At 46.5% G+C, this 24099-nt stretch carries 22 protein-coding genes; 10 read left to right on the top strand and 12 right to left on the bottom strand.

Features of this window, described 5'->3' with window-relative positions:
* Nucleotides 1-46: 46 nt before the first annotated feature.
* From QNH46_RS06540 to QNH46_RS06525, 4 genes are all read right to left on the bottom strand, one after another.
* Nucleotides 47-922 (bottom strand): carbohydrate ABC transporter permease, encoded by an 876-nt coding sequence (locus QNH46_RS06540; RefSeq protein ID WP_155609562.1) that lies wholly within the window; start codon nucleotides 920-922, stop codon nucleotides 47-49.
* A 21-nt stretch (nucleotides 923-943) separates the two neighbouring features.
* Nucleotides 944-1909, bottom strand: a complete 966-nt coding sequence (locus QNH46_RS06535) for an ABC transporter permease (RefSeq protein WP_283927400.1) — start codon at nucleotides 1907-1909, stop codon at nucleotides 944-946.
* Nucleotides 1910-2039: 130 nt separating this feature from the next.
* Nucleotides 2040-3575: an extracellular solute-binding protein gene (locus tag QNH46_RS06530; RefSeq protein ID WP_283927399.1), complete on the bottom strand. Its 1536-nt coding sequence runs from the start codon at nucleotides 3573-3575 to the stop codon at nucleotides 2040-2042.
* Nucleotides 3576-3769: 194 nt separating this feature from the next.
* A complete protein-coding gene (locus tag QNH46_RS06525; RefSeq protein ID WP_283927398.1) occupies nucleotides 3770-5158 on the bottom strand; it encodes an extracellular solute-binding protein in 1389 nt (462 codons plus the stop codon).
* A 363-nt stretch (nucleotides 5159-5521) separates the two neighbouring features.
* Between QNH46_RS06525 and QNH46_RS06520 the strand changes: the two genes are divergently transcribed.
* From QNH46_RS06520 to QNH46_RS06485, 8 genes are all read left to right on the top strand, one after another.
* Nucleotides 5522-7852 carry a helix-turn-helix domain-containing protein gene (locus QNH46_RS06520; protein WP_347342959.1) on the top strand — a complete coding sequence of 777 codons (2331 nt, stop codon included), beginning with the start codon at nucleotides 5522-5524 and terminating at the stop codon, nucleotides 7850-7852.
* 110 nt (nucleotides 7853-7962) lie between these two features.
* Entirely contained in the window at nucleotides 7963-8958 is a 996-nt protein-coding gene (locus QNH46_RS06515) for a LacI family DNA-binding transcriptional regulator (RefSeq protein ID WP_283927396.1), read from the top strand.
* 142 nt (nucleotides 8959-9100) lie between these two features.
* Nucleotides 9101-10513, top strand: coding sequence for a tagaturonate reductase (locus QNH46_RS06510; RefSeq protein ID WP_283927395.1), 1413 nt, complete (start codon nucleotides 9101-9103; stop codon nucleotides 10511-10513).
* A 14-nt stretch (nucleotides 10514-10527) separates the two neighbouring features.
* Nucleotides 10528-12015: a UxaA family hydrolase gene (locus QNH46_RS06505; protein ID WP_283927394.1), complete on the top strand. Its 1488-nt coding sequence runs from the start codon at nucleotides 10528-10530 to the stop codon at nucleotides 12013-12015.
* Between the two features lie 46 nt (nucleotides 12016-12061).
* Nucleotides 12062-13462: a glucuronate isomerase gene (uxaC, locus tag QNH46_RS06500; RefSeq protein WP_283927393.1), complete on the top strand. Its 1401-nt coding sequence runs from the start codon at nucleotides 12062-12064 to the stop codon at nucleotides 13460-13462.
* 14 nt (nucleotides 13463-13476) lie between these two features.
* Nucleotides 13477-14298, top strand: a complete 822-nt coding sequence (locus QNH46_RS06495; RefSeq protein ID WP_283927392.1) for an alpha/beta hydrolase — start codon at nucleotides 13477-13479, stop codon at nucleotides 14296-14298.
* The gene (locus QNH46_RS06490; protein ID WP_283927391.1) at nucleotides 14298-14996 is read left to right on the top strand and encodes a rhamnogalacturonan acetylesterase; all 699 of its coding nucleotides are present in this window, start codon (nucleotides 14298-14300) and stop codon (nucleotides 14994-14996) included. The genes QNH46_RS06495 and QNH46_RS06490 overlap by 1 nt, the downstream gene beginning before the upstream one ends.
* Nucleotides 14993-15835, top strand: a complete 843-nt coding sequence (locus QNH46_RS06485) for a sugar phosphate isomerase/epimerase family protein (protein WP_283927390.1) — start codon at nucleotides 14993-14995, stop codon at nucleotides 15833-15835. The genes QNH46_RS06490 and QNH46_RS06485 overlap by 4 nt, the downstream gene beginning before the upstream one ends.
* A 148-nt stretch (nucleotides 15836-15983) precedes the next feature.
* On the opposite strand, the gene QNH46_RS06480 is transcribed toward QNH46_RS06485, so the two are convergent.
* Entirely contained in the window at nucleotides 15984-16553 is a 570-nt protein-coding gene (locus QNH46_RS06480; protein ID WP_283927389.1) for a helix-turn-helix domain-containing protein, read from the bottom strand.
* Nucleotides 16554-16666: 113 nt separating this feature from the next.
* Here QNH46_RS06480 and QNH46_RS06475 point away from each other — a divergent pair, with 113 nt between their 5' ends.
* The gene (locus tag QNH46_RS06475) at nucleotides 16667-17251 is read left to right on the top strand and encodes a LysE family transporter (RefSeq protein ID WP_283928362.1); all 585 of its coding nucleotides are present in this window, start codon (nucleotides 16667-16669) and stop codon (nucleotides 17249-17251) included.
* Between the two features lie 124 nt (nucleotides 17252-17375).
* Here the strand turns inward: QNH46_RS06475 and QNH46_RS06470 are convergent, their stop codons facing one another.
* The 7 genes from QNH46_RS06470 to QNH46_RS06440 all read right to left on the bottom strand — a co-directional run bounded on the left by QNH46_RS06470 (nucleotide 17376) and on the right by QNH46_RS06440 (nucleotide 23270).
* Entirely contained in the window at nucleotides 17376-17831 is a 456-nt protein-coding gene (locus tag QNH46_RS06470) for a DUF6630 family protein (protein ID WP_283927388.1), read from the bottom strand.
* 17 nt (nucleotides 17832-17848) lie between these two features.
* A complete protein-coding gene (locus QNH46_RS06465) occupies nucleotides 17849-18820 on the bottom strand; it encodes a hypothetical protein (protein WP_283927387.1) in 972 nt (323 codons plus the stop codon).
* Between the two features lie 284 nt (nucleotides 18821-19104).
* A complete protein-coding gene (locus tag QNH46_RS06460; protein ID WP_283927386.1) occupies nucleotides 19105-19356 on the bottom strand; it encodes a hypothetical protein in 252 nt (83 codons plus the stop codon).
* A gap of 27 nt (nucleotides 19357-19383) precedes the next feature.
* The gene (locus QNH46_RS06455) at nucleotides 19384-19839 is read right to left on the bottom strand and encodes a YrhA family protein (protein ID WP_283927385.1); all 456 of its coding nucleotides are present in this window, start codon (nucleotides 19837-19839) and stop codon (nucleotides 19384-19386) included.
* Nucleotides 19840-20064: 225 nt separating this feature from the next.
* Entirely contained in the window at nucleotides 20065-20292 is a 228-nt protein-coding gene (locus QNH46_RS06450; protein WP_283927384.1) for a hypothetical protein, read from the bottom strand.
* Between the two features lie 398 nt (nucleotides 20293-20690).
* Nucleotides 20691-21395: an SMI1/KNR4 family protein gene (locus tag QNH46_RS06445; RefSeq protein ID WP_283927383.1), complete on the bottom strand. Its 705-nt coding sequence runs from the start codon at nucleotides 21393-21395 to the stop codon at nucleotides 20691-20693.
* Nucleotides 21396-21398: 3 nt separating this feature from the next.
* Nucleotides 21399-23270 (bottom strand): hypothetical protein, encoded by a 1872-nt coding sequence (locus QNH46_RS06440; protein WP_283927382.1) that lies wholly within the window; start codon nucleotides 23268-23270, stop codon nucleotides 21399-21401.
* 160 nt (nucleotides 23271-23430) lie between these two features.
* Between QNH46_RS06440 and QNH46_RS06435 the strand changes: the two genes are divergently transcribed.
* Nucleotides 23431-24099 carry a phosphatase PAP2 family protein gene (locus QNH46_RS06435; protein WP_283927381.1) on the top strand — a complete coding sequence of 223 codons (669 nt, stop codon included), beginning with the start codon at nucleotides 23431-23433 and terminating at the stop codon, nucleotides 24097-24099.

Raw genomic sequence — 24099 nt, 5'->3', positions numbered from 1 at the left:
CCATATTCGCAATATCCTCATGCTCCAAGATGAACTGTCTATTGAATTATCCTTTCATCGAACCCAGCAATGCCCCTTTGGCAAAATGCTTCTGCAGGAACGGATACACCATCAGAATTGGCAGAGTGGCTACGACGATAACCGCCATTTTAATGGTCTGGTCCGGCGGCGGAACGACGCCGTCCAGCGTGGCGCTATGATCCAGTCCGCTGGCCAGGACGACAATTTGTCTGAGCAGGACCTGAATCGGCCATTTCGCGCTGTCATCCAGGTACAGAATCGCCGTCAAGTAGGTGTTCCAATAAGTAACCGCGTAGAACAATGAAATCGTCGCCATCGCCGGCATGGATAAAGGCAGTACAATTTTGAACAAAATGCCGAAATCGTTGCAACCGTCAATTTTGGCTGATTCCTCAAGCCCTTCCGGTATATTCTGAAAAAAGTTTTTAAGAATAATCATGTTAAACGCACTGATTGCCGACGGAATAATCAATGCAGCATACGTATCGATCATGCCCAGTTCTTTAACGACCAGGAACGTAGGAATCAATCCGCCATGGAATAACATTGTAAATACGACCATGAAGTTCACGACCTTGCGTCCGTCCAAATCCCGGCGCGCTAATCCATAAGCCATCAAAGACGTCAGAAACATACTGACCAGGGTTCCAACCAGCGTGACTCCGATGGATACGCCCATCGCCTTAAAAATCGTATTCGTGGAAAATATAAATTTATACGCCTCGAAGCTCCAAACCTTGGGAATCAGCACGAATTTACTGGCCGCCAATTCCGCGCTCGTGGTAAATGATCCTGCTACAACGTGAATAAAAGGAAGCACCGTAATTAAAGCGATGATCGCTAATAACGTAAAGTTAAGGGCAGCAAACAGCCTGCCGGTGAAAGATCTATCTTCTACCATTTCAATTCCTCCCGTAGCATATCAATAGACGCCTTCTTCTCCCATTTTCTTAGAGATTTTGTTTACAGTCATGACCAGAATGAGGCCGATGACGGATTTAAAGAAGCCGATCGCCGTACTGTAGCTGAACTGACCTTGTCTTAAACCTGCAGTATAAACATACGTATCGATAATCTCCGCAACTTCTCTGTTCATGGAATTGAGCAGCAAGTAGACGTGTTCGAATCCCAAATCGAGAACGGAACCAATTTTCAAAATAAAGAGAGTAATAATAACGCCCCGAATGGCCGGGATTGTAATATGCCAAATTTGTCTCAGTCGTCCGGCACCGTCCATGCGAGCCGCTTCATACAGCCCTGGGTCGATTGCCGCGATCGAAGCCAGGTAAATGATCGTTCCCCAGCCTGCTTCTCTCCAGATCACCTGGATGATGTACATCGGCCTAAACCAGCTCGGATTCAGCAGAAAGTTGATTTTTTCAAATCCAAAAAAGACTAGCAAATCATTGATAATCCCTCCGTCCATCGTCACCATGACAAATGAAATGGAGACGACGATAACCCACGACATAAAATGGGGGATATAGAGGAGCGACTGGAAAATCCGTTTGAAGAAGTTCCCCCTGAGCTCATTCAACATTAACGCAAGGATGATCGGTATCGGAAAGTATATAAAGATATTCAGTCCGAATAGAACAATGGTGTTCTTCAAAATGTTTAGAAAATCGGGTTCACTGAACAGCCTGTTGAAATGCTTCATGCCTACCCAGTTGCTTCCCATGATGCCGTTGTAGGGCTTGTAATCCTGGAATGAAATGATGAGTCCGTACATGGGCAGGTATTTGAAAATGATAAAGTACAGCAAGCCCGGCGCAATCATGACATAGAGCCATCGATTTCTCCATATTCGTTTTCTAACTTCATTTTTGTTCTTCGAAGCCTCAAGTACCGGTTGAGCTGTACTTGCCTGTGCGGTGACTTCCTGCATGTTCTTCTTCCTTTCTGTTTCATATTGGTGCAAGGCTGCGCAGCTCTTAGGAATAGAAGAGGCTGTTGAGTACATCAACAACCTTTTCTACTTCCATTTATAGCTAGCCTAGCTTGCCTTGGCCAAATCCTTATTTCTTGTATGCAGCGTTGTACTCTTCGATGATTTTATCCCCGCCCCGCTTCTTCCAGTTCTCAACTTCTTTCTCAAAACCGGCTTTATCGATTTGGCCGTACATGTATTTGTAGGTTGCGTCCGTAATGATTTGCTGCAGTTCGACGCCTTTCTCCGTATACGTAGCGGAATCAAGCGGTGCCGTAGGGTCAGGAACACCTACCTTCACGTTTTCCAAGAGAAGCTCTTCTGCATGGATTCTGCCTGGCAGAGTGTTGTATGGCTCATACATGCCATTCGTCTCGGATTCGCCAATGACGCTATCCTTGTAGCCTTTAACTTCCCTTTCGATCAATTCCTTGTCCTCGGTTGGCTTGGCTTTGCCGTCTTCAACCGTATAGTGGACGCCCTCGATGCCCCAGAACATCAGGTTGGAAACTTCCGGCGTCATCATTTTGTCAAAGAAGGCAAGGATTTTTTTCAACTCTGCCTCGTCTTTGATTGCGCTTTTCGGGAACAGAACTACGTTGTTATATCCAGGGATCATCCACTGGGCAAACTTTCCGTCCGGTCCGGCCACCATACTGTGCGTATCTACAACAGCATCTGGAACGTTCTTGATGAGGTCCTTGTGCAAGGAGTCGATATCCTGCATGGAACCGCCGATATAAAGGCCTGCTTTGCCGCTGGTGAACATTTTAACGGCATCCGTTTTACTTGTTGCCGCGAAGTCCTGGTTCATATAACCGGCATCGCGAAGCTTCTTGAAGAAGTCCATGGTGTCGATATATTGCGGGAATGTAAATTCAGGCTGCAGCTGGCCGTCCTTCTCTCCCCAGCCGTTCGGTGTTCCGAACCAGGAGGATACGGTTTTGAACGCGCCGTAAATCAATTCGTTCCGGTCAACGACTCCGATCGTATCCTTTACGTTGTTGCCATCCGGATCTTGCTCTGTAAACGCTTTCGCCATTTCGAACAATTCATCGACATTAGCCGGAGCAGCCAGATTCAATTTGTCCGCCCAGTCTTTACGATAGATAATGCCTTGACGGGCCAGCGGTCTGCCAATGTACAGAGAGTACAGCTTGCCTTCGACTTTCGTATTATTGAGAATTTCCGGCTTCAGCTTGCTCAGATTAGGGAACTCGCTGAGGTAAGGCCCGATCTCCCAGAATTGTCCGTCTTTAATCGCATCCTTCATTTGGATGAAGGTTGTTTGGTTTTTCAAATAAGTCACTTGCGGCAGGGAACCCGTTGCAAAAGAAGAGTTCAGTTTCTCTTCATAAGTGTCTGCCGGGAAAAATTGATACGTTAATTTCGTGTTCGTCAATTTTTCTAATTCATTTTTAATGGTGTCTGGCGGTGTCTCTGAAGTATTAAGTGGAAGCATGATCTTGATTTCTGTCGGTGCATCCGATTCGGCGCCTTTCGCCGTATCGCCCCCTGTTGCCGGTGCTGTTGGAGCTGCTTTGTCGTTGCCGCCGCAGGCTGTCAGCATTACGCTTAGTGTCAGCAGTACCGCTAACATGATGGAGAAGGATTTTTTCTTCATAACCATTTTGACCTCCATTTGACTTATTGTGTTTACATGTTCAACAGTACAGCTTAACCGCAGTTACGAATACAATCATTTGTTCATAAACGCCGGTATATCAAGGAATCTGAACAAATGATTATCGACGTCATAAGACAGGAATCATACATAAAAAACCACTGCGTTAAAGACGCAGTGGTCGCTTGCCGGCCCTATTCATGTTCTCTTATTCGTTCGCGCTCCAAGGCTTCGCGGTACTCCTGGATAATCAGGTCGCCGCCGTTTTGCCGCCATTTCAAAGTTTCTTGCTTGAACCCTTCCGCCGTTATTTTGCCCAAAATATAATTGTAGGTTGCGTCGGTAATGATCTGCGAAAGCTCGGCATTCTTCTCATCATACGTGTCAGAGCTTAAGTGAACGGTTGGATCGGCTACCAGGAAAGATTCATTATCTTCACTGAGGCGTTCCGCGAGTGCGGTCAGTTCTTCCTTCTGTGCTACCTCCAGAATGTTCTGGTTGCTGACATTGGCAATCATCAGCGAGTAGAGCGGGTTGACCTCGTCCACGCGCAGCCTGGAGGTCTCCTCGGGAAGAATGACTTTCCCGTCCACGATTTCGTAATGGCGTCCCTCCACTCCATACATCATCAGGTTGGCAACATCTTTATCCATGGTCCGGTCGAAAAAGGCGAGCACCTGCTTCAGTTCTTCTTCCGTGGCGATCGCTTTTTTGGAGAAGAGATACAGTCCGTTATAATTGGGAATGGACCAGACCTTATACCCTTTCGGCCCCTTAATCCGGTTGATCAGTGCCAGCTCGACCTTGGGGTTTACGGCATGTGCTTCGATGGAGAGGCGCTGGGCGTCCGTCATGCTGCCGATGTAAACGCCTGCATAACCGCGGATGAAGCTGTCTCGCTGCAGCTCTTTGCTAGTAAGGGCAAAGTCCTGGTTAATCAATCTCTCGTCATACAGCTTCTTCATGAAATTCATCGTGTCCATGTACTCTTCTGTCTCAAACTCAGGGATGAACTCGCCGCCCGCCAGCTCCCAATTGTTCGGGGTACCAAAATAAGAGCTCAGCGTCTTAAATACGCCATATACCAGGTCGTTTCGGTCAACTAGGCCGATCGTGTCCTGCTTCCCGTTCTGATCAGGGTCATTGTACGTAAATTGCTTCAGGACTTCGTACAGCTCATCTAGGGAATGAGGCTCCTTCAGATGAAGATTCTCCAGCCAATCCTTGCGGATAATGATCCCTTGCCTTGAGGACGGGCGTTCCGTGTACAGACCGTATATTTTTCCCTCTACAGCCGTCTGCTGCAGAATGGAAGGATTCAGTTTGCTTAAGTTGGGAAACTGGCCAAGGTAAGGCTCGATCTCCCAAAACTCCCCCGATTTGATGGCATTTTTGACCAGGCTGTAGTCGGTAAACTTTACGAATGTTACCTTGGCCAGCGAGTTGGTCGTGAGGGCCGTATTCATTTTATCGGTATACACCCCTTCAGGGACCCAGCGTATATCAAGCTCTGCCCCCGTCAGCCCCTCCAGCTCGGCTATGACCTCTTGAGAGGGCTGCTGCGGGAAATGCAAAGGTGCCAAAATCGATATATAGGGACGCTGATCCCGGGCATCCGTTTGAGCCGGCCGAAAATTGCTGCACCCTATTAACAAGGAGAAAAAAAGCATGACGGGTACATAAAAAAAGCGTAGCGTTGTCCTTCTCGTTGAAACTCTAGGCATTCCAGTCCCCCCTAAAAAAAATGTAAAATTTGTCTTCCTGCTCTATCTTGAAGAAATATACAATACATCCTGTTGCTTGAATTTTTCCAATTTTATAGCCATAATTAGAGGAAATGATTATTGCGTTATGAGATGATTATTGTTATTATTCATCAAAATGCAGGTTATACTGACTACTTCTACACGAGCAGAGGTGCAAGTTCTGTGAGACCACTTAGTTTCTTGAGTAAGCTGATGCTTTTCGCCTTTGTGATCAGTACGCTTCCCGTGTTGTTCATCGGTTCATTTTCATATTTGACGTCTTCCAACGAGATTCAGAAAAATGTGAACAAGAGTAAAATGGAACTGATCCTGCAAATCAATTCAAATGTAGAGCATAAATTAGCAACCGTCAATCAAACTTTAAATCAAGTCGTCAACTCCAGCGTGTTAAAAAGGGCGCTTGACAACCCGCTAAATGAGAGCGATTTCATTTTGTATAACGACCTAAGGAACGAGATCCGCAACATGCAGTCCTTTGATACAAAGCTCCAGGATGTCGTGCTGATTAATCAGCGCAAAAACTGGATGATCAAAAATTCCGGCCTGTACCGCCTGGACCAATACAAAAATTATGAACAGCTCGCTAATCTGATCAACACCTCAGATAATACGTCTTGGGTGATGACCCCCTCCGCCTGGTTTTTTAGCGAGGAAAGCTTGAATGTCACAAACTGCGATTACAATATTAGCCTGATCAAAAGGCTTCCGACTTCCAAGCTGCATAAATACGGCTTAGCGATGGCTAACATCCCTGCCTGCAGCCTGAAAGACTTTATCAACTCGGAAATCCAGCCTTTCGACAGCATCATGATTGTGGATGAACATAACCGCATTCTTCTCCATCCAGATAATTCAGTGATTGGCAAACCTGTAAGTGAAAGCGGATTCAACGAAATCTCCACGATCGCTGACTCCCCTGCGCTCTCAGGACAATTCAAAACGCTCATCGATAAAAAGGATTATGCCGTTACCTACTTGAAATCGGAAATGAACGGCTGGGTTTACCTGTCGGTAACCTCCATCGAGAGCATGACCAAAGAATCGGGCAAAATCGGTACGTACACGCTGTACGTCTGTTTATTTATGCTTCTGTTATCTATCTCGATTGCCTGGCTCGGCTCACGCCGCATGTATTCGCCAATCGAGAGACTGCTTAACCAGATGGGACAGCGCAAATCAGACATCAGATCCAAACATGCCAATGAGTTTCAAGTGATCGGGGAACATGTTCAGCATCTCTTCCAGTCCAAATCGCAGCTGGAGAAGGAAGTCCGCCAGCATATTCAGCAGGTGCGTACTTTTTTCCTGATCAAGGCGTTCAACGGGCATCTGAAAAAGAGGGAGCTTGCCGAGGAGCTCGAACAGTTCGGCTACCTTGCCCAGGTCGAAGCGTGGAAAACGATGGCCGTATTTACCTTGTCGATCGATTTCTGTGATGACTCTGCCTATGAGAAGCAGGACCTGAACCTCTTGCTGTTCGCTGCGCACAATATGATTGAGGAGCTGGTGCCTTCCGACCAGCGGCTTGCCCCAGTCATGATTGACCAGACAGTGGTCACCTTGATTGGCAGCACCGACCCGGACGAAGGTTCGTTCCACCAGACGCTGTATTCGCTCACGGAGAAGCTGCAGCAGGAAATCAACAGCTATTTGAAGCTGCAGGTCAGCATTGGCCTGAGTCTGCCCTTCCACTCTGTGCACAAAATCTCAACCGCTTACCGGGAGAGCCTGGAAGCGTTGAAGCATCGGATCAAGCTGGGCATAGGCGTGATCATTCAATATGAGAACATCAACTCGGGCAAGCATTATTTGAACTTAAACTACCCGACGCACAAGGAAAACGACTTGATGGACGCAATCAAGCTGGCGGAAACGGATAAAGCGAAGGAACTGGTACGGCAGTTGTTCAAATCGATCTTTACGCTGGAGCTTACGCCGCAGGAATATCAAATTCCGCTAACCCGGCTATTGAATAATCTGCTAATTATGATGCAGGAGTCGGGAATCAGCCTGAATCAGATTTACCATGCGAACGGCTCCTTGTTTGAAGAGATGCTGGAACTGCACACCGTCGCGGAAATCGAGGACTGGTTCTGGAGCGTAGTTATCCATCCGATGATCAAAATATTCAACAGCAGGCAAAATGCCCAATACCATAATATTTCCGAGAAAATCATCGATTTGGTTCAGCATTATTACGATACGGACCTTACTCTTGAAGAGTGCGCATCCAGGCTCCATTATAACGCCAACTATATCAGCAGCATTTTCCGCAAGGAGACGCAGTACAATTTCAGCGAATATTTGACGATGTACCGGTTCAAAATGGCCAAGAAATGGCTTGAAGAAACGGATATGCCGATTAAAGATATCGCCGCCAAGCTCAGGTATAACAATTCTCAGAACTTCATCCGGTCGTTCCGGAAGCAGGAAGGCATGACGCCTGGGCAATATCGCGATGGCCATGCCGCAACCAAGAAGCCGAATTCAGGATTGGATGAGCCGATGTAACCCATGCAAATTATTCACGTGTGCATAACATAAAACACTTGATTTATATGGCGTGGGGATATACAATGAAATCGTTAACAATAACAAGGATTCAACAATAGTGAGGTTCTATGATAACGATTAAAGATATTGCCCGGGTAGCCGGCGTATCCCATACGACCGTCTCCCGGGCGCTCAACGGCAACCCGCTGATCAAGAAGGAGACCCGGGATCGTATCGAAAGGATCGCCGCGGAACTGAATTACGTGCCGAACTACAACGCCAAGAGCCTGGTGATGAAGAAGTCCTATACGATCGGCCTCTTCTTCTCCAGTATCGACCAAGGAACCTCGGCCAGCTTTCTCGTGGAAGTGATCAAGGGAATCAACCATGTTCTGGACGAGAACTACAACCTGTCCGTGAATGGAATCGACAGCATTCACAATCTGGACAATATCATTCCCCAGCGCTTTGATGGCATTCTCGTGATGAGCCAGAGCGATGCGGACAACGCCTTCATCTATCACGTCAAGAAGATGGGCATTCCCCTGGTCGTCCTGAATCGGCAGCTGGAGGATCCAAGCATCATGAACGTCATTGCGAACGATCGCGAAGGCGTCAAGGAAGCGATTGATCATGCGATTTCCCTAGGCCATCGCAAGCTGGCGATGATCGAAGGCAAGACGGGCTTCAAATCCTCCACGGAACGCAAGCAGGGTTTCCTGGACAGCATGATGGAGCATGGCCTTCCGCTCGTTTCGGATTATTTCGCAAGCGGCGATTACAGCATTGAGAGCGGCTATATGGCGATGTCCCGCTTGTTGGCCTTGCCTGATCCGCCTACGCTCGTATTTTGCAGCAATGACGATATGGCGATCGGTGCGATGAACGCTTGCTTTGCTGAAGGAATCCCCATTCCGTCCCAGCTGTCGATCATCGGATTCGACGACATCGTCTTCGCCCGCTACACGAACCCTGCCCTAACGACGGTTCGGCGGCCGATTGCCGATATTAGCGAATTAGGAACCAAGAAACTGATCGAGTTGATGCAGCAGCCGGACAGCAAGCCGGAGCAATTGTTCGTCAAGACGGCATTAATGGTTCGGCAAACGGTAGCCAAAATTTAAGCCTCTGATTTAAGCCTTTTAAGTCTAAGGCGGCTAATCTTCACATATTTATTCTTAAAAAAAAGAGATTACTCTTTTTTTTAAATAAAATTGTTAACGTGTGCATTATGACGTTAATCACAAAAGGAGACAGCGATCCATTATGACACTAAGACCACTTTCCAGAACTACTTTTCCCGACCTGCCCGTATACCCTGAAAAAATGATTCAGTTCGGCGAAGGCAACTTCATGCGCGCCTTCGTGGACTGGCAGCTGCAGCAAATGAACAAGAATGGATTGTTCCAAGGCAGCGCCGTACTCGTTCAGCCGATTGAGCAGGGCCTGGGCGATATGCTGGCGAAGCAGGACTACCTCTACACCGTGCTGCTAAACGGCATCATGCAGCAGCAAACGGTCAATGACCACGAAATTATTACCAGCGTCAGCCGCGTCATCAATCCTTATTCCGATTACGAGAGCTACCTGGCCTTGGCCGAAAACGACGAGCTGGAGTTCATTACCTCCAACACGACGGAAGCGGGAATTGCCTACCGTCCGGAAGACCGGCTTGCCGATGCTCCGCCGAAGAGTTTTCCCGGGAAATTAACGGCTCTGCTGCATAAACGTTTTGAGCTGGGCAAAAAAGGCTTCACCATTATCCCTTGCGAACTGATCGACCGCAACGGCGAGAAGCTGAAGGAAATCGTGCTGCAATACGCGAACGATTGGCAGCTGGGCGAGGCGTTCATACAGTGGCTTGAGCAGGAAAATACGTTCTGCTGCAGCTTGGTTGACCGCATTGTGCCGGGCTATCCGCGCGATAAAGCGCAAGCTCTGGCGGAGGAACTGGGTTATCAGGATCATTTGATGGTTACGGCCGAGCCGTTCCTGTTCTGGGTCATTGAAGGTCCAGCTTCACTGTCCGAGCGCCTGCCTCTGGCCAAAGCGGGGCTGAACGTCGTGGTTACCGATGACATGACTCCTTACCGGGAGCGTAAGGTTCACCTGCTGAACGGGCCGCATACCGCCATGGTTCCGCTGGCCCTGTTAGCCGGGCTGGAAACGGTAGAAGACGTTATGAACGACGCTGCTTACTCCGTTTTCGTGAAAAAATTGATCGAGGACGAGCTGATTCCGATGCTCGATCTGCCGAAGGAAGAATTGCAATCTTACGCAGAAGCCGTGCAGGAGCGCTTCAAAAACCCGTTCATCCGTCACGAATTGACTTCGATTTCGTTAAACAGCATTTCTAAATTCAAAACAAGATTATTGCCTGTCCTACTTCGTTATCAGCGGGAAAATGGCGAGCTGCCAAAGCTCACTACCCTCGCCTTCGCCGCTTTGCTGTTCAGCTACCGCGGCGACAAGATCGAGCGCCAGGACGGCGCTGAGGTCATTGCCGTCTTTGACCAGGCTTGGAGCCGTCCAGAATCAGTTGCAGCCACGATTCTTCAAGACGAGAGCTTATGGGGCGAGGATTTGACTAAGGTTCCAAATTTAGTGCAAGCGATTGAAGGGTATTTGCAGCAGCTAGAATCATCCGGAAGCCGCGCTGCTCTACAACAATTGATTTAGGAGAGATGATGAGGATGCAAAGACTAACGAAAATGAATCCCCGCGATACTGTTGCTGTGGCCTTAAGGCCGATCAGCGCAGGGGAAGAGCTGAATTTCGATAATCAGGTGCTAAAAGCACTCGAGGATATCCCACAAGGCCATAAAATCGCTTTAACCAGCTTCGAGCCTAACGATGTAGTGACTAAATACGGCTACCCGATCGGTCACGCCACGTCCGCGATTCAGCGCGGCGGATGGGTGCATACGCATAATTTGGCGACAAATCTGGAGGGCGAAGAGGAATACGAATATGTTCCGGATCTCCATCCGGTGACGCACCCGAAACGCGATCTGACCTTCCAGGGCTACCGCCGCAAGAACGGCAAAGTCGGCATCCGCAACGACCTGTTCATCGTTCCTACGGTTGGCTGCGTCAACGGGGTTGCCGAGCTGATGATTAAGGAATTCAAGGCAATCCATCCTGATCTCGGTACCTTTGATAATATTACCGTGCTGAAGCATCCCTACGGCTGCTCCCAGCTCGGAGACGATCACCGTATGACGCGCAGCATTCTGGCGGATGCGGTCTATCATCCGAACGCCGGCGGCGTACTCGTCTTTGGCCTGGGCTGCGAGAACAACATTGTGTCTGAATTCCGCAGCATACTGGGCGACTATGACGAAGAACGCGTCAAGTTCCTCGTGGCCCAGGAGGTCGGAAATGAAGTGGAGGCCGGCTTGCAGCTGCTGGAGGAGCTTTATATTGCAGCGCAAAATGACCGCCGCGAGCCTGTACCGCTCTCTGAGCTCAACGTTGGCCTGAAATGCGGAGGATCGGACGGCTTCTCAGGAATTACGGCGAACCCGCTGCTCGGGGCCTTCTCGGACTTCCTGATCTCCCAGGGCGGAACCTCCGTATTGACGGAAGTACCCGAAATGTTCGGCGCAGAGAAAATGCTGATGGCCCGTGCAGAGAACAAGGAAGTTTTCGAGGACATCGTGCATTTGATCAATGACTTCAAGCAGTACTTCCTGTCCCATGGGGAATCGGTCTACGAGAATCCTTCCCCGGGCAACAAAGCCGGCGGCATCAGCACGCTGGAGGACAAATCGCTTGGCTGTACGCAAAAAGCCGGAACCGCTCCGGTCGTCGATGTGCTGCAGTACGGCGAGAAGCTGCGCAAGAAGGGGCTTAGCCTCCTGCAGGCGCCAGGCAACGACCTTGTCGCCTCCTCTGCGCTCGCCGCTTCCGATTGCCAGCTCGTTCTGTTTACGACTGGCCGGGGAACACCGTTCGGCAGCTTCGTACCGACGGTAAAAATCGCCACCAACAACGACATTTACAATAACAAAAAGCATTGGATGGATTTCAACGCTGGCCCGCTGCTCGACACGCCGATGGAACAAGTTCTGGAGGAATTCATCGATTATGTGATCGCCGTAGCCAGCGGACAGCCAACCCGCAACGAACAGAACGAAGTTCGCGAGCTGGCAATCTTCAAGACCGGCGTCACGCTGTAATTGGACTTATAGGATATCTCGAATAACCATAAAGGAGCCAAGCGGTATGTTTCTAAATGACAACTTCCTGTTAACGACGGATATGGCCGAGTCGCTGTTCCATGACTACGCCGACAATATGCCGATCATCGACTATCATTGCCATCTTGATCCGAAGGAAATCTATGAGAATAAGAATTTCAAGAATATTACCGAGGCGTGGCTCTACGGGGATCACTACAAATGGCGCCTGATGCGCGCGAACGGCGTCCCCGAGTCCCACATTACCGGAGACGCATCGGACTACGATAAGTTTCTCGCTTGGGCAAGAACCGTGCCGAAAACGATCGGCAACCCGCTGTTTAGCTGGACTCATCTGGAGCTGCGCCGGTTCTTTGGCATCGATGAGCTGTTAAACGAACAATCCGCACCGCGAATTTGGGAGAAGGCGAACGAGAAGCTTGCTTCCCCGGACTTCCGGCGCCGCAGCCTCATTAAGGCTTCCAAAGTGAAAATCATTTGTACGACGGATGACCCCGTTGATTCCCTGGAGTATCATCAAGCCCTGAGCAAAGAGGAGCAAGACTTCCAGGTGTTCCCGACCTTCCGTCCGGATAAGGCGCTCAACATTGACGCCCCGGGCTTCAGGGACTGGATTGGACGTCTGGAGCAGGCAGCCGGTACAGTGGTCGCTTCCTATGCAGACTTGGTGAATGCGCTCAAGAATCGCGTGCAGTTCTTTCATGAGCACGGCTGCCGTCTGTCGGACCATGCCCTCGACGTGCTTCGTTATCAAGCCGGAGAAGCGGGCGATGTGGGGCGGATTTTTGCGAAGAGACTGGCTGGGGATGATCTGTCCAAAGAAGAAGTAACCATTTATCGCACAGAGCTTCTGTCCGCATTAATCGGCATGTATCATGAAATGAATTGGACGATGCAGCTGCACATCCACGCTTACCGAAACAACAACACGCCGATGTTCAACAAGCTGGGTCCTGATACCGGCTACGACGGCATCAACGACCTGTCGCTCACCGTATCGCTCTCGCAATTGCTGGATCGCGCAGAGAGTACGCAAGGACTGCCGAAGACGATTCTGTACTCCTTGAATCCGAACGACTATCCGGCGATCCTGGCTTTGATGGGCTGCTATCAGAAAGATACGCCAGGCAAGCTTCAGCTGGGATCGGGCTGGTGGTACAATGATACCCGCAGCGGAATGCGCCATCAGCTCACGATGTTTGCCGATAATAGCGTGTTGGCCAACTTCGTCGGGATGTTAACCGACTCGCGCAGCTTCCTGTCCTACACCCGCCACGAATATTTCCGCCGCGTATTGTGCGAGCTGATCGGCGAATGGGTAGAGCGCGGAGAAGCGCCAAATGATACTACGCTGCTCGGAAAGCTGGTTGAGGACATTTCCTATAACAATGCAGCCAACTATTTTGGCTTCAGTTCTGCCAAGTAAAGGAGACGGCGCTTATGTTATTGGTTTGCGCAAGCAACGAGCATTTAACGAAAGAGGAAGGGAAGTTTCCGTCGGAAACCTCCCTCCTCTTTCTCTATCCTGTCACAGAGGCTAACAAGGAAGAAGACACCACAAATAAGGAGTACAGCACGGCTGACAATGGTGCCCGGGCTCGTCCCTTCGTCCTCGTATTGCCCGGCGGCGGTTATGAACATTTGGCCCGCCATGAAGGCGAGCCCATCGCCCGCTGGCTGAACAGCCTAGGGATTCATGCCGGCGTGCTGCATTATCAGGTAGGCAATTTCAAGTTCGCCGACCTGATCAAGGATGTGGAGGATGCCCTCAAATGGGTGCGGGAAGCGCCCAAGAATTGGAATGTGATCCCTGATCAAGTCGGGATGATCGGTTCCTCTGCGGGAGGCCACTTGGCTTCCATTGCTGCGACTACAGGAACAGTGAAGCCGAATCTGCTGCTGCTCTGCTATCCTGTCATCTCGCTCCATGAACCGTACACCCATGAAGGCAGCCGTCGTAAATTTCTGGGGGCAAGTCCTGCGAAGGAATTACTGGATGCCTGGTCATCCGATCAGCGTGTTACGGCCGACACCCCTCCTACTTTCATCTGGATGACGGCCGATGATAGCGTCGTGCCCGTCAAGAACAGCCTGCTGTTTGCGGGGGCCCTGTCCCGTCATAAAGTTCCTTTTGAGCTGCACATATTCGAGAAAGGGCGCCACGGCCTCGGCCTCGCAGACGATCATGAGCATGTGCGGCAATGGCTCCCCCTTGCCGAGAATTGGCTGGGCCAACATCATTATGTAAAGAAGGGATCATGATGAGCCATACCTTGTTTATTGCCGGCGATTCCACCGCCGCTCTAAAAGGCGCTGCCGAGAAGCCGATGACCGGCTGGGGCGAATATTTGCAAGGGTTCTTCCAATCCTCTATACGCGTGGATAATCGGGCCATTAACGGGCGAAGCACGAAATCATTCCTGGCTGAAGGGCGGCTGGCGGACATTGAACGGGATTTTGGAGCCGGCGACTACCTGTTCATCCAGTTCGGGCACAATGACGGTAAAATAGAAGACCCCAGCCGTTACGCCGACCCACAGCAGGAATACCGCTTAAATTTGCAGCGTTTCATTGGCTGCGCCCGCAAGCAGGGCGGTATGCCTGTGCTGCTAACCTCCGTCAGCCGCCGCCGCTTCTTGGAAGATGGCACCCTAGATCCCTATGCGGTAGGCGAGTATCCCTCCGCGATGAGGGAAGTCGCATCGGAGACAGGCACGCCGCTGCTTGATATTTATACAGCTTCGCAGCAGCTGTACCAATCATTGGGGACTGACGGATCGAAGCGGCTATTCATGCACCTGCCGGAGGGGGCCCATCCGAATTACCCGTCCGGCATCATCGACGATACTCATTTCTCGGACGAAGGAGCAAGGCAAATCGCCAGGCTCGTAGCACTAGCCATCCAGCAATCGGATGAACTATCTGCTCTCAAGCAGCATTTAAAAGGAGAGATCACATGACGGTTCCACTTCATCTCGGCGTTCGCGCCCATGATTTCGGACAAATTCCATTGACCGATCTTATTCAGAAGCTGCAGCAATACGAGTTCTCGCATATTCAATTTGCGATCAAGAAATCTTTTCCGGAGAGCGCACCCAGCCTTTCCGCTTTGAGTCCGGGTACCGCGACGTATTACGGCAACGCCTTCCGGCGGGCGGGCATTCAAATTGCGGTGCTGGGCTGCTATGTCAATATCGTAGCGCCCGACCCGCAGACAGAGGCTCAGGCGCTGGCTGACTTCAAGACCAATATCCGCTTAGCCAGGGATTTCGGCGCCAGCCTTGTAGGTACGGAGACGGGCAGCGTTGGCCATGGCTACACGACCGACAATTTTACCGAGGAAGCCTTCCAAAGAGTCATCCCTGCAGTGCGCGAGATGGTTGCCGAAGCTGAGCGCTTTGGCGTCACGGTAGGCATCGAAGCGGGAATCAATCATCCCCTTCACACCGCTGCATTGGCCCGTCGCCTGCTGGATGCGGTTCCTTCAAACAATTTGCAGATCATTCTCGACTGTGCCAACCTGATGTCGCCGGACAACTATACGCGGCAGAACGAAGTGGTTGCCGAAGCGCTGGAGCTGCTGGGTGATCGGATCGCCGTCCTCCATCTGAAGGATTTCATCGTGAAGGACGGACGAATCGAAATGGTCCCCGTAGGCCAGGGTTTGCTCAAGTTCGAGCCAATTCTCCGCTATATGAAATACGAACGGCCACATATTCAGGGCCTTATGGAGAGTACAACCGAACCGCATTTGGCGGGGAGCGTCGAGTTTTTGAGAAGGCTGTATGAAGAAGTGTGAGTAGAAGCCTTGAAGTGTCAGCATCTCTTTTGAACCACCCAGCACCATGGCACAAATAGTCGAGTTAAGCACGCCAACCCACCCCGGTTCAGCCCGCATTATACGGGAATCTGAACCGGGGGGTCTTTGTAGATTCGTATGGACTCACTTAAAAATCATGTGATGGCAGTGCATAATAGATCGTCATGCTTAGCCGGACTAACGAGTTCCCGCCATTAACGTAGGTATGCGGCCTGTCTGCCTTAAATCGGATGGAATCCCCCTGCTGCAATTTATATTCGTCTTCATTGACGCGAAGGATAAGCTCGCCATCATAAACCATAATATATTCCTCCGTGGCCTCTCTGTGAGCCTCTGCCTGCAGTATCCCCCCAGGCTCAATTTCCACCTGGTACAGCTCAAAGCGCCGATCCTCCTGAAACGGAAAGCAGGGGTAAACTCTAAACTTTCCGTTATCCTCCGTCAATGCTTGTAATTCATTTCGTGTAACGACTTCCGTCTCCGGCTGGGACTGCTGGACGAGCGCAGTAAAAGAAACCTTCAGTCCATTCGCGATCTTCCAAATGGTCGTAAGGGTCGGGCTTGATTCGCCGCGCTCGATTTGTCCGATCATCGTCTTGCTTACGCCGCTAAGCTGAGAAACCTTCTCCAAGCTTAACTTTTCCTTTTCGCGGATGGCTTTTAAATTTCTCGCAAGAATAAGATGAATTTCCTCCATAAGCATCCTCCTTATATACAATATAACGTCCGATATGTATAATATAAAGCACAATGGTCGTTATAACGTCCATTGAGTATATTTTAACATATATTCAAGCGAAGGAGATCTTTATGCCCGTCATTTCGTTTCTACTCTTTGTATTCATATCCAGCTTCACCCCAGGCCCCAACAACATTATGGCTATGGCCATGGCTCATCGGGGACTGCGCAGAACCGTGAAATTCAGTCTGGGCGTGGGCAGCGGATTTTTCATCATCACCTTGCTATGCTGCAGTTTCTTTAACCTCCTGCTTGCCAGCGTACTGCCCGTGATTGAGCTTCCTTTAACCCTGCTTGGCGTAGGCTATATGCTGTATTTGGCTTATAAAATATCGACCAGTAAAGATACGGGAGAATCCAGCGATAACAGAGAAGGCAATCTCTTCCTCATCGGCGCCTTGCTGCAATTCGTCAATCCAAAAGGCATCTTATTCAGCATTACCTTAGTCGGGACGTTTATCGTACCCTATTACACATCGTATTCAAGTTATTTTCTGCTCTCCATATTGTTAGGTTTCACAGGTTTCCTGAGTACCTTCACCTGGAGTCTTTTCGGCTCTATACTGCAAAAAGTCATCACGCGCTACAGACGGCCGTTTAATCTGATCATGGCGCTTTTATTGGTTTACAGCGCTTTTTCGATAGTTGTGAAGTAGCGGGTTTGGAGGATATTACGAGGAAAAAAAAAACAGGTCGATTATGGTGATATTTGACCATTCGACCTGCATATTTTTAATACCTTTACTAACTTAAGCTTTGAGTTATAAATCACTTTTAATGCTATCTGTAATACTTGATACACCTTTCTTGGAAAGGAATTCTATCGTCGAGCAGCAATTCTTCTTGCAGCAAATTTGTTATCTTCTCTAATTTTGCAATGAATAATGCGTAAAAGTCGCCCGAATTGGGATATGAAAATAGTCCATACCCCTTCAGTGACAGTATTTTGTTAGCCTCTCTGATCTTATCAGGTAAAAATTCATAGTCATACGCTTCTAGTTGCTCAAGTTCTTCTTTTGCTGCTAATTCAATGTGATGGGCAAATTCATAGTCCAGAATAAAATTGACGATCTCTTGATACTGCTCACCTTTATAGTCAACGTATAAAAACTGTTTTGTCTTCAGTCCAAATTTTAATAAGTCTTCATGTATGTCATAACTTCCTACATCCTTCAAAAACTGTTCCAAATCCTTGTTATCAGGGAATATGAGCTGTGTTATTTCTTGATCATGCATACTTGTTCCCCCCTTTATTAAAACAACTCCCCATGCCGATTGGGAATATATTCTGTATAGTTTTTACGATAAAATTGATCGATCATCTGAAGCGCAGGGTTCCACTCAGGATATGGTTCAGGGTCACTATACACCATTTTCGCTTCTGGGGTATTCATCAGCAAATAGTCCAAGGGAGCGGGAACTGGTAACCCGAGTTTTCTCCTTATATGAATCATGAATAGGATTTCAAATGGATAAAATCCATATCTGAAGTCACCAAATTCGCCCAGCTGACCAATTTCAGAAGCTAATGCAGAATGATACAAAGTCATTTTCGAAATCAGATGCTCTATTTCCAGCAGATCACCAGTGGACCATCGTTCAAGCACTTCCTCATAAACGTCTAGATCATCAGGAATCGAGCCGCACCGCTGTCCATTTTCCTTAAACTTATTTTTCACGGCTAGATGCAATTTTTTACTCGTTCCCATGATGGTTTTATTTCTATACTGCAGATACAGCTCAAGCAAAAACCAAATATGTCTGTTCCCTTCATTGGCATCCATTAAATGCCCGCCGAAGTGATGAGCCATAAAATCATGTAATATATTTTCTTCTTTCTCCCATCCATACATCGCAAAATGGACCAATGTGATGACGACTTCTCTAAATGTATATCCCAAGATCATCTCAGGATACCTGATTGTATAGAGATCCTGCCCCATACACTGATAGAATACGACTTTCTGCATGTTCTTTAATCCTTCTGCATTGTTTCCACCACTGATCAATACATCATTTTTCCATAGTGATAAGTAATATGAAAATATTTTGTTTAGATTTATTAATAGTATATGATCTTTCTCTGTGTCATTTTGCTCAACGATCTTCTCAATCTTACTTCTACTAACATTATATTTATTTATAACATCTTCAAATTTGATCCCATCCACAAAATTGTTGCTATATCTTTTAAAAGCCATTTCTAATTTTTTTTGGTTTATCATTGAATCCTCCCTATGAATTAATCTATTTCCTTATTCCAATCCTTTACCTTTAACTCATCAACGCCGAATCCAGTATCAGTAATCTTGATATCTGTTTCAACTCTAATAAATTCTGCCCTATTGCATTCGCTGGAGTTTCCTTCTCCTTTCCTTTCGTATGAAAAAAGGCTCACTCCTCCTCATGATCAAGTTGGAATAAGCCTTTGAAAGTTTATTAGTACTTGGTTTTGTACGAGTATACAACCTTATTGTTAGAGTTGTAAGCAGAAATTTCATTAAACTTTCTACGATTCAATAGTTGTCCTTTCAACAAAGTTGTTATTTTCTTTAATTATCATTCTTGCCAGTCTTCTTCCAGCTCTTTTAAAAAAGAAATCATCAGCATAACTGTCAGAATCAATTGGAGAGAGTTGATTTATCACACCATTTTTTTTATCGTATTCAATTCTCCCCATTATTTCTTCATTTGGTCCATAAGTGTATATAACTCTTTCTTCGTCCTCATAGTCCTTCAGCATTATCATAAAAACTGCCATTAAATCTTACTCCTTATGATTCTACAATTAATTAAGCGCTACAGAGAAAGCAGATTGAAGCATGGTATCAAAATCGCAAAAAGTTTCCATAAGCTCGCCTGAAGGTTTATCTAATTCAACAAAACATTTTTTAGAAACATTATAACAATACCAAGCAATATCTGAATCTCCAAAAAAAATCAACTCATCTTCATCTTTAATTGACTCCCATGTTTCATTGGCATCAAAAAAACTATCCACCTGATTTATTGACTTAGAATCTAAAAAAATTGGGTCGATCCCATAAATTTTAAGTCCATTAAATTCAATTCCATTAACTGTTTTCAAAAATTCATAGTATTGCTGTGGCAGCACATCTTCACCAAATTTCTCCACTACTGATTTACGAAAGCTTGATAACTCATTTTCATTAGCAGGTAAATTTAGTTTCCGATTCCTTTTTTTCCTTATCTTAGAAATATGACTAACTTGCTCTTTCCACATATAATCACCTTCTTAAAAGTATTTATTCCTTCTTAGGAGGATAAATATCTCCTTCTGGAATAGGAAATTCTACTGTTTTATTCTCCCCAGGTTTCATACCCTTTGAATTCTGCTCATTAGTTATAACCTTGTGATAAGAATCGTTTTTTTATAGAACTAAGTTTTCCAGATCATTGGTACCACCTTGGTCCAGAATTTTATGATGGACTTGCCAACCGTCAGGAACTAGTCACTTTCATCGATCAGCTCATAGCTGCCACCTGCTATTTTTTTCAGCGCAAACTTATTATTGCCTGCCTCATCTACAAGGGCACCCATTTTATTAAGACCTTTAATAAAATCATCAGCATTTCCAGCTTGCTTGACGAGAGGGATCACGTCATCAGAATACTTCAGGTTCTTAACTGCTCCAATAACCGGAATGAACGCTGCATCATTAAGCAACTTCTCCAAGCATGACTTCAGCCCATTGTTTATTGTACAAGTCCTTTTGCATTCACTAGAGTTTCTTTCTCTTTAGCTTTCGTATGAAAAAAGGCTCACTCCTCCTTATAGATCAAGTTGGAATAAGCCTTTGAACGTTGATTAGTACTTGGTTTTATTCTAGTGTACAACCCCTTATTGTTAAAGTTATAAGCAGAAATTTCATAAAATTAATGCTTATATAGATTTTATTGAGAGTGGACAAATATCTGATTTTTCTTTTTACTGACCATAAGGTCAAATTATCCCATCACAATTACTAATAGCAATGTGATTAAATCCTTATACGGGTATTTCATGATTTTTTTATGTTATTGATTAAGTGATGGATTAATTCGGCGCTTGGGGGTCCTCCTTAATTTATTAATTTATGTTTCAAAGCCAATTACAATCCATTCATCTAGATAACTCCAAAAATTGATATTATATTTGGGCTTTAATTTTGCAGACCAAAAAGTAGCATTGTTATCAATACAATTAGTGTAATCTATGGCTACATAGCTCCCCATACCATTAGTAAAAAAGCCAAACGAAGAATCAAGGTTTATTTTTATTGGTTCTTCTAATTCATCAATAATACTCCACTCAATATCCTCGTCACCAAGAAATGTTACTGATTCTAATGGGACTAAGCCCATCGATTCACTAGCATAATAGTAAAAACCGTCATGAACATTTTCATAAAAATTTCGAATTGTAGTAGGGGTTTTATCCCATAATTCCTCTAATTCTAAGTTTTTTTGACCTTCTTTAGGATTACGTCCTTCATAATATAGTATGTCGCCTTTGGAATTTCTTATAGTGTATAAGACTGAATACATACTATCAACTTCCATAATTTCGATGTTTATAAGATGTTCATTTAGATAAGAGATCGTGTTACGCAATTGTATCCCCACGTTTTTTTTCCATATGTTCAGAAATAAATCAATTCTCACTTTAACATCATCATTATTAAGCGAGTTTTTCCATTCAGTTGGAATTACATTATCATTAAGTCTACTTATTTCATTTATTCCTAGTATTCGAACATTCTTATTGTACTTCCTTAAATAAGTAAGTTTTTCTTCCATTGACTAATCATCTCCCTTGTTCTTACTGTTCAATTCATTAAATTCATCAATCTGTTTCTGTAACTTTCTTTCGAGTTCTTTTTCTTTGACAATCATTTTTTCTCTAAATTCTGGATTAACTTCGATTTCTCCTGGCTTTCCTTTCTTATAGTGTGTCCACTCCTCAAACGACTTAGATTGCTTTGATGTATTTGCAGATTTACTTAATGCTATAAAATTTTCTGGGTTATTTAAGACTTCAAGCTTTTGGGCATCTGTTAATTTCCCGAAACCATCCATTCTAGTAATTCTATCCATTGAGACTACATGATCCGCTTCCAATGCACCCTTAAATGTTTTGCCAGGAAGGACCTCGTCCTGGGTTATTACCTTTTTATCATGTCCTTCGTTCACTTTATCCCTTAATTCCCTTGTTGGTGTCTGATCTCTTAATATATCATATTCTTCTTGTGATATTTGCCTATCTCCATAGCGAGGCGGTGTTCCAACCTCACCATTCCCCTTACCTATTTTAACACCCAACTCATTAATCGCACTAGGCAGCCCATCGATCTTTTTAACGACCTTACCACTTTCATTGATCAGCTCATAGCTGCCATCTGCCAGCTTCCTCAACGCAAACTTATTACCAGCTTCATCCACAAGGGCGCCCATTTTATTAAGACCTTTAATAAAATCATCAGCATTTCCTGCTTGCTTGGCGAGAGCGAGAACGTCATCCGAATACTTCAGGTTCTTAACTGCTCCAATAACCGGGACGAGCCCTAAACTATTCAGCCCAACTTCTCCTATATGTCCCCAGCTCCACTCCCAGTGCGTAAAGTTATGTACCAGATCTCTTCCATCTGCTAAAAGATCTACCCCTGTTACTCCCAGAAGAATACTAGTTCCAACACCGAGTCCGGTAACTTCATCCGCATAATTTCCCTTTACTACAAATTCAGCAGATTTACCATAATATTCACGTTTTTTCTCATTTGAATTTTTACCGTAATACTCTAATCTCCAAGCTTTGAACATTTTTTCGGGAGATGTTCCTTGATCATCGGGCTTATACACATATTTTATAAAGTAATTGTACAATACGTCGTTGTTATCGCTACTGACCAGCGTCCCGTCCGATAAAAATACAGGCTGGTAGCCCAAACGCATTTGTTCATACTCTGCCAACAGAGCTTCTACCTCATCCCCTGACATCACTTGAATATCCATAGGATTCTCGGGACTCTCCAGCCGAACCGTTTCAGACAACATATGTATGGAACCATCCTGCTCATCCATCATCATACTGCTGCCCTCGCAGAGCAGAATAACATTCTTCCCCGCTGTTAGCATTACATTCACGCCTTCTGCTGGGATGGATCCTTGTTCCCCTACGAAATCGGGGTTAACTCTTAAATTCTTCGCGGTCAGTTCCATACTTCCTGTACTGCTGACGATAATTCCCGTACCATCCAACAGCGTGATCTGGGAAGCTCCGTCCGTAGCGTGCAGCTTGACCTGATGATCATCCAGCAGCAAAGATTTGTTGCCCGGCGAAAACCACTGCTTACTTCGGTATATGGTATCCTCATTAATCGCTTGTCCCGGGTTCCTGTTTTTCTTTGGAACTGCAGCAGCACGATTATTTGGTTTTTTCTTGGACTCCGGCGGCTCTGGATTTTGAGTAGAAGCTTGAATCCGCTTCGCTATAGAGTCGTAATCACTGCCATCCGAGCTAATCACATAGTTAATCTCTTCATTACTGCCAGGGAAATGTAAATATAATACTTCCCCTCTCTCTGGCATAGCACCGTAACCCTTTCCTTCGCCCCCAGTGAAATAGGTTGGTTGGGGAAACCATGTAGCCGTATCCTTAGACTGCTCTTTATCCATATGTAAATGGAGCTTAGTATAATGGTTTTTGACATCGATTACAGTTCCGGCTACCGAATTTACAAATCTTAGACAATTTTTAGTGGCAATCTTCCTGCACATCTGATATACCTATGGAGTAGCATATATACAGAAAATGGGGATAAGGGGTCGAATGTGATTGAAAAGGAAGCTTGCGGACTACAAGCCGCTATTATGGATTTTGGCCATTCCGGTGCTTAACGTTTTTTATGGGATATTAAATCACGGCAATACAACCGTACGAAGCCTGATGATCTCTTGGGATGACCACATCCCTTTCATATCTGCTTTTATTATTCCGTATATTCTGTGGTATCCGTTCATCATCAGTATGCTCTTCGCTTATTTCCTTAAAAATAAAACAACGTACTATCGCACGCTGCTCACGCTTTGCCTGGGACTCATCGCCAGTTACATCACCTTCTATTTCTACCAGACGACCGTAGGGCGTCCGGAGATTACCGAAACGGGGCTCACCTACTGGCTGGTTGATTTCATTTACCGGACCGACGGGCCTTATAACTGTTTTCCGAGCATCCATGTCCTGACCAGTTATTTGATGCTTAAAGGGCTGGCCGAATGCAAATGGTCCGCCTTATCCAAGTGGACAATTATCATTGCGTCCTGGACGATTACAGCATCCACGGTGTTCGTCAAACAGCATGTTCTCCTGGATATCGTCGGGGCTATCGTGTTAGTCGAAGTGTTGTATTTCGTGGTGCGGAGATGGGTTTTCGCGGTGAACCCCAGCCTTTCCCCAGCCAATCAGCTCGTACGGGAACCGACCCGGGAAGTTTCGAATAGTTAA

The organism is Paenibacillus woosongensis (assembly GCF_030122845.1).
Taxonomy (GTDB): Bacteria; Bacillota; Bacilli; order Paenibacillales; family Paenibacillaceae; genus Fontibacillus; species Fontibacillus woosongensis_A.
The sequence above is the reverse complement of the archived record's forward strand: the minus strand, read 5'-3'. Positions and strand labels throughout refer to the sequence as shown.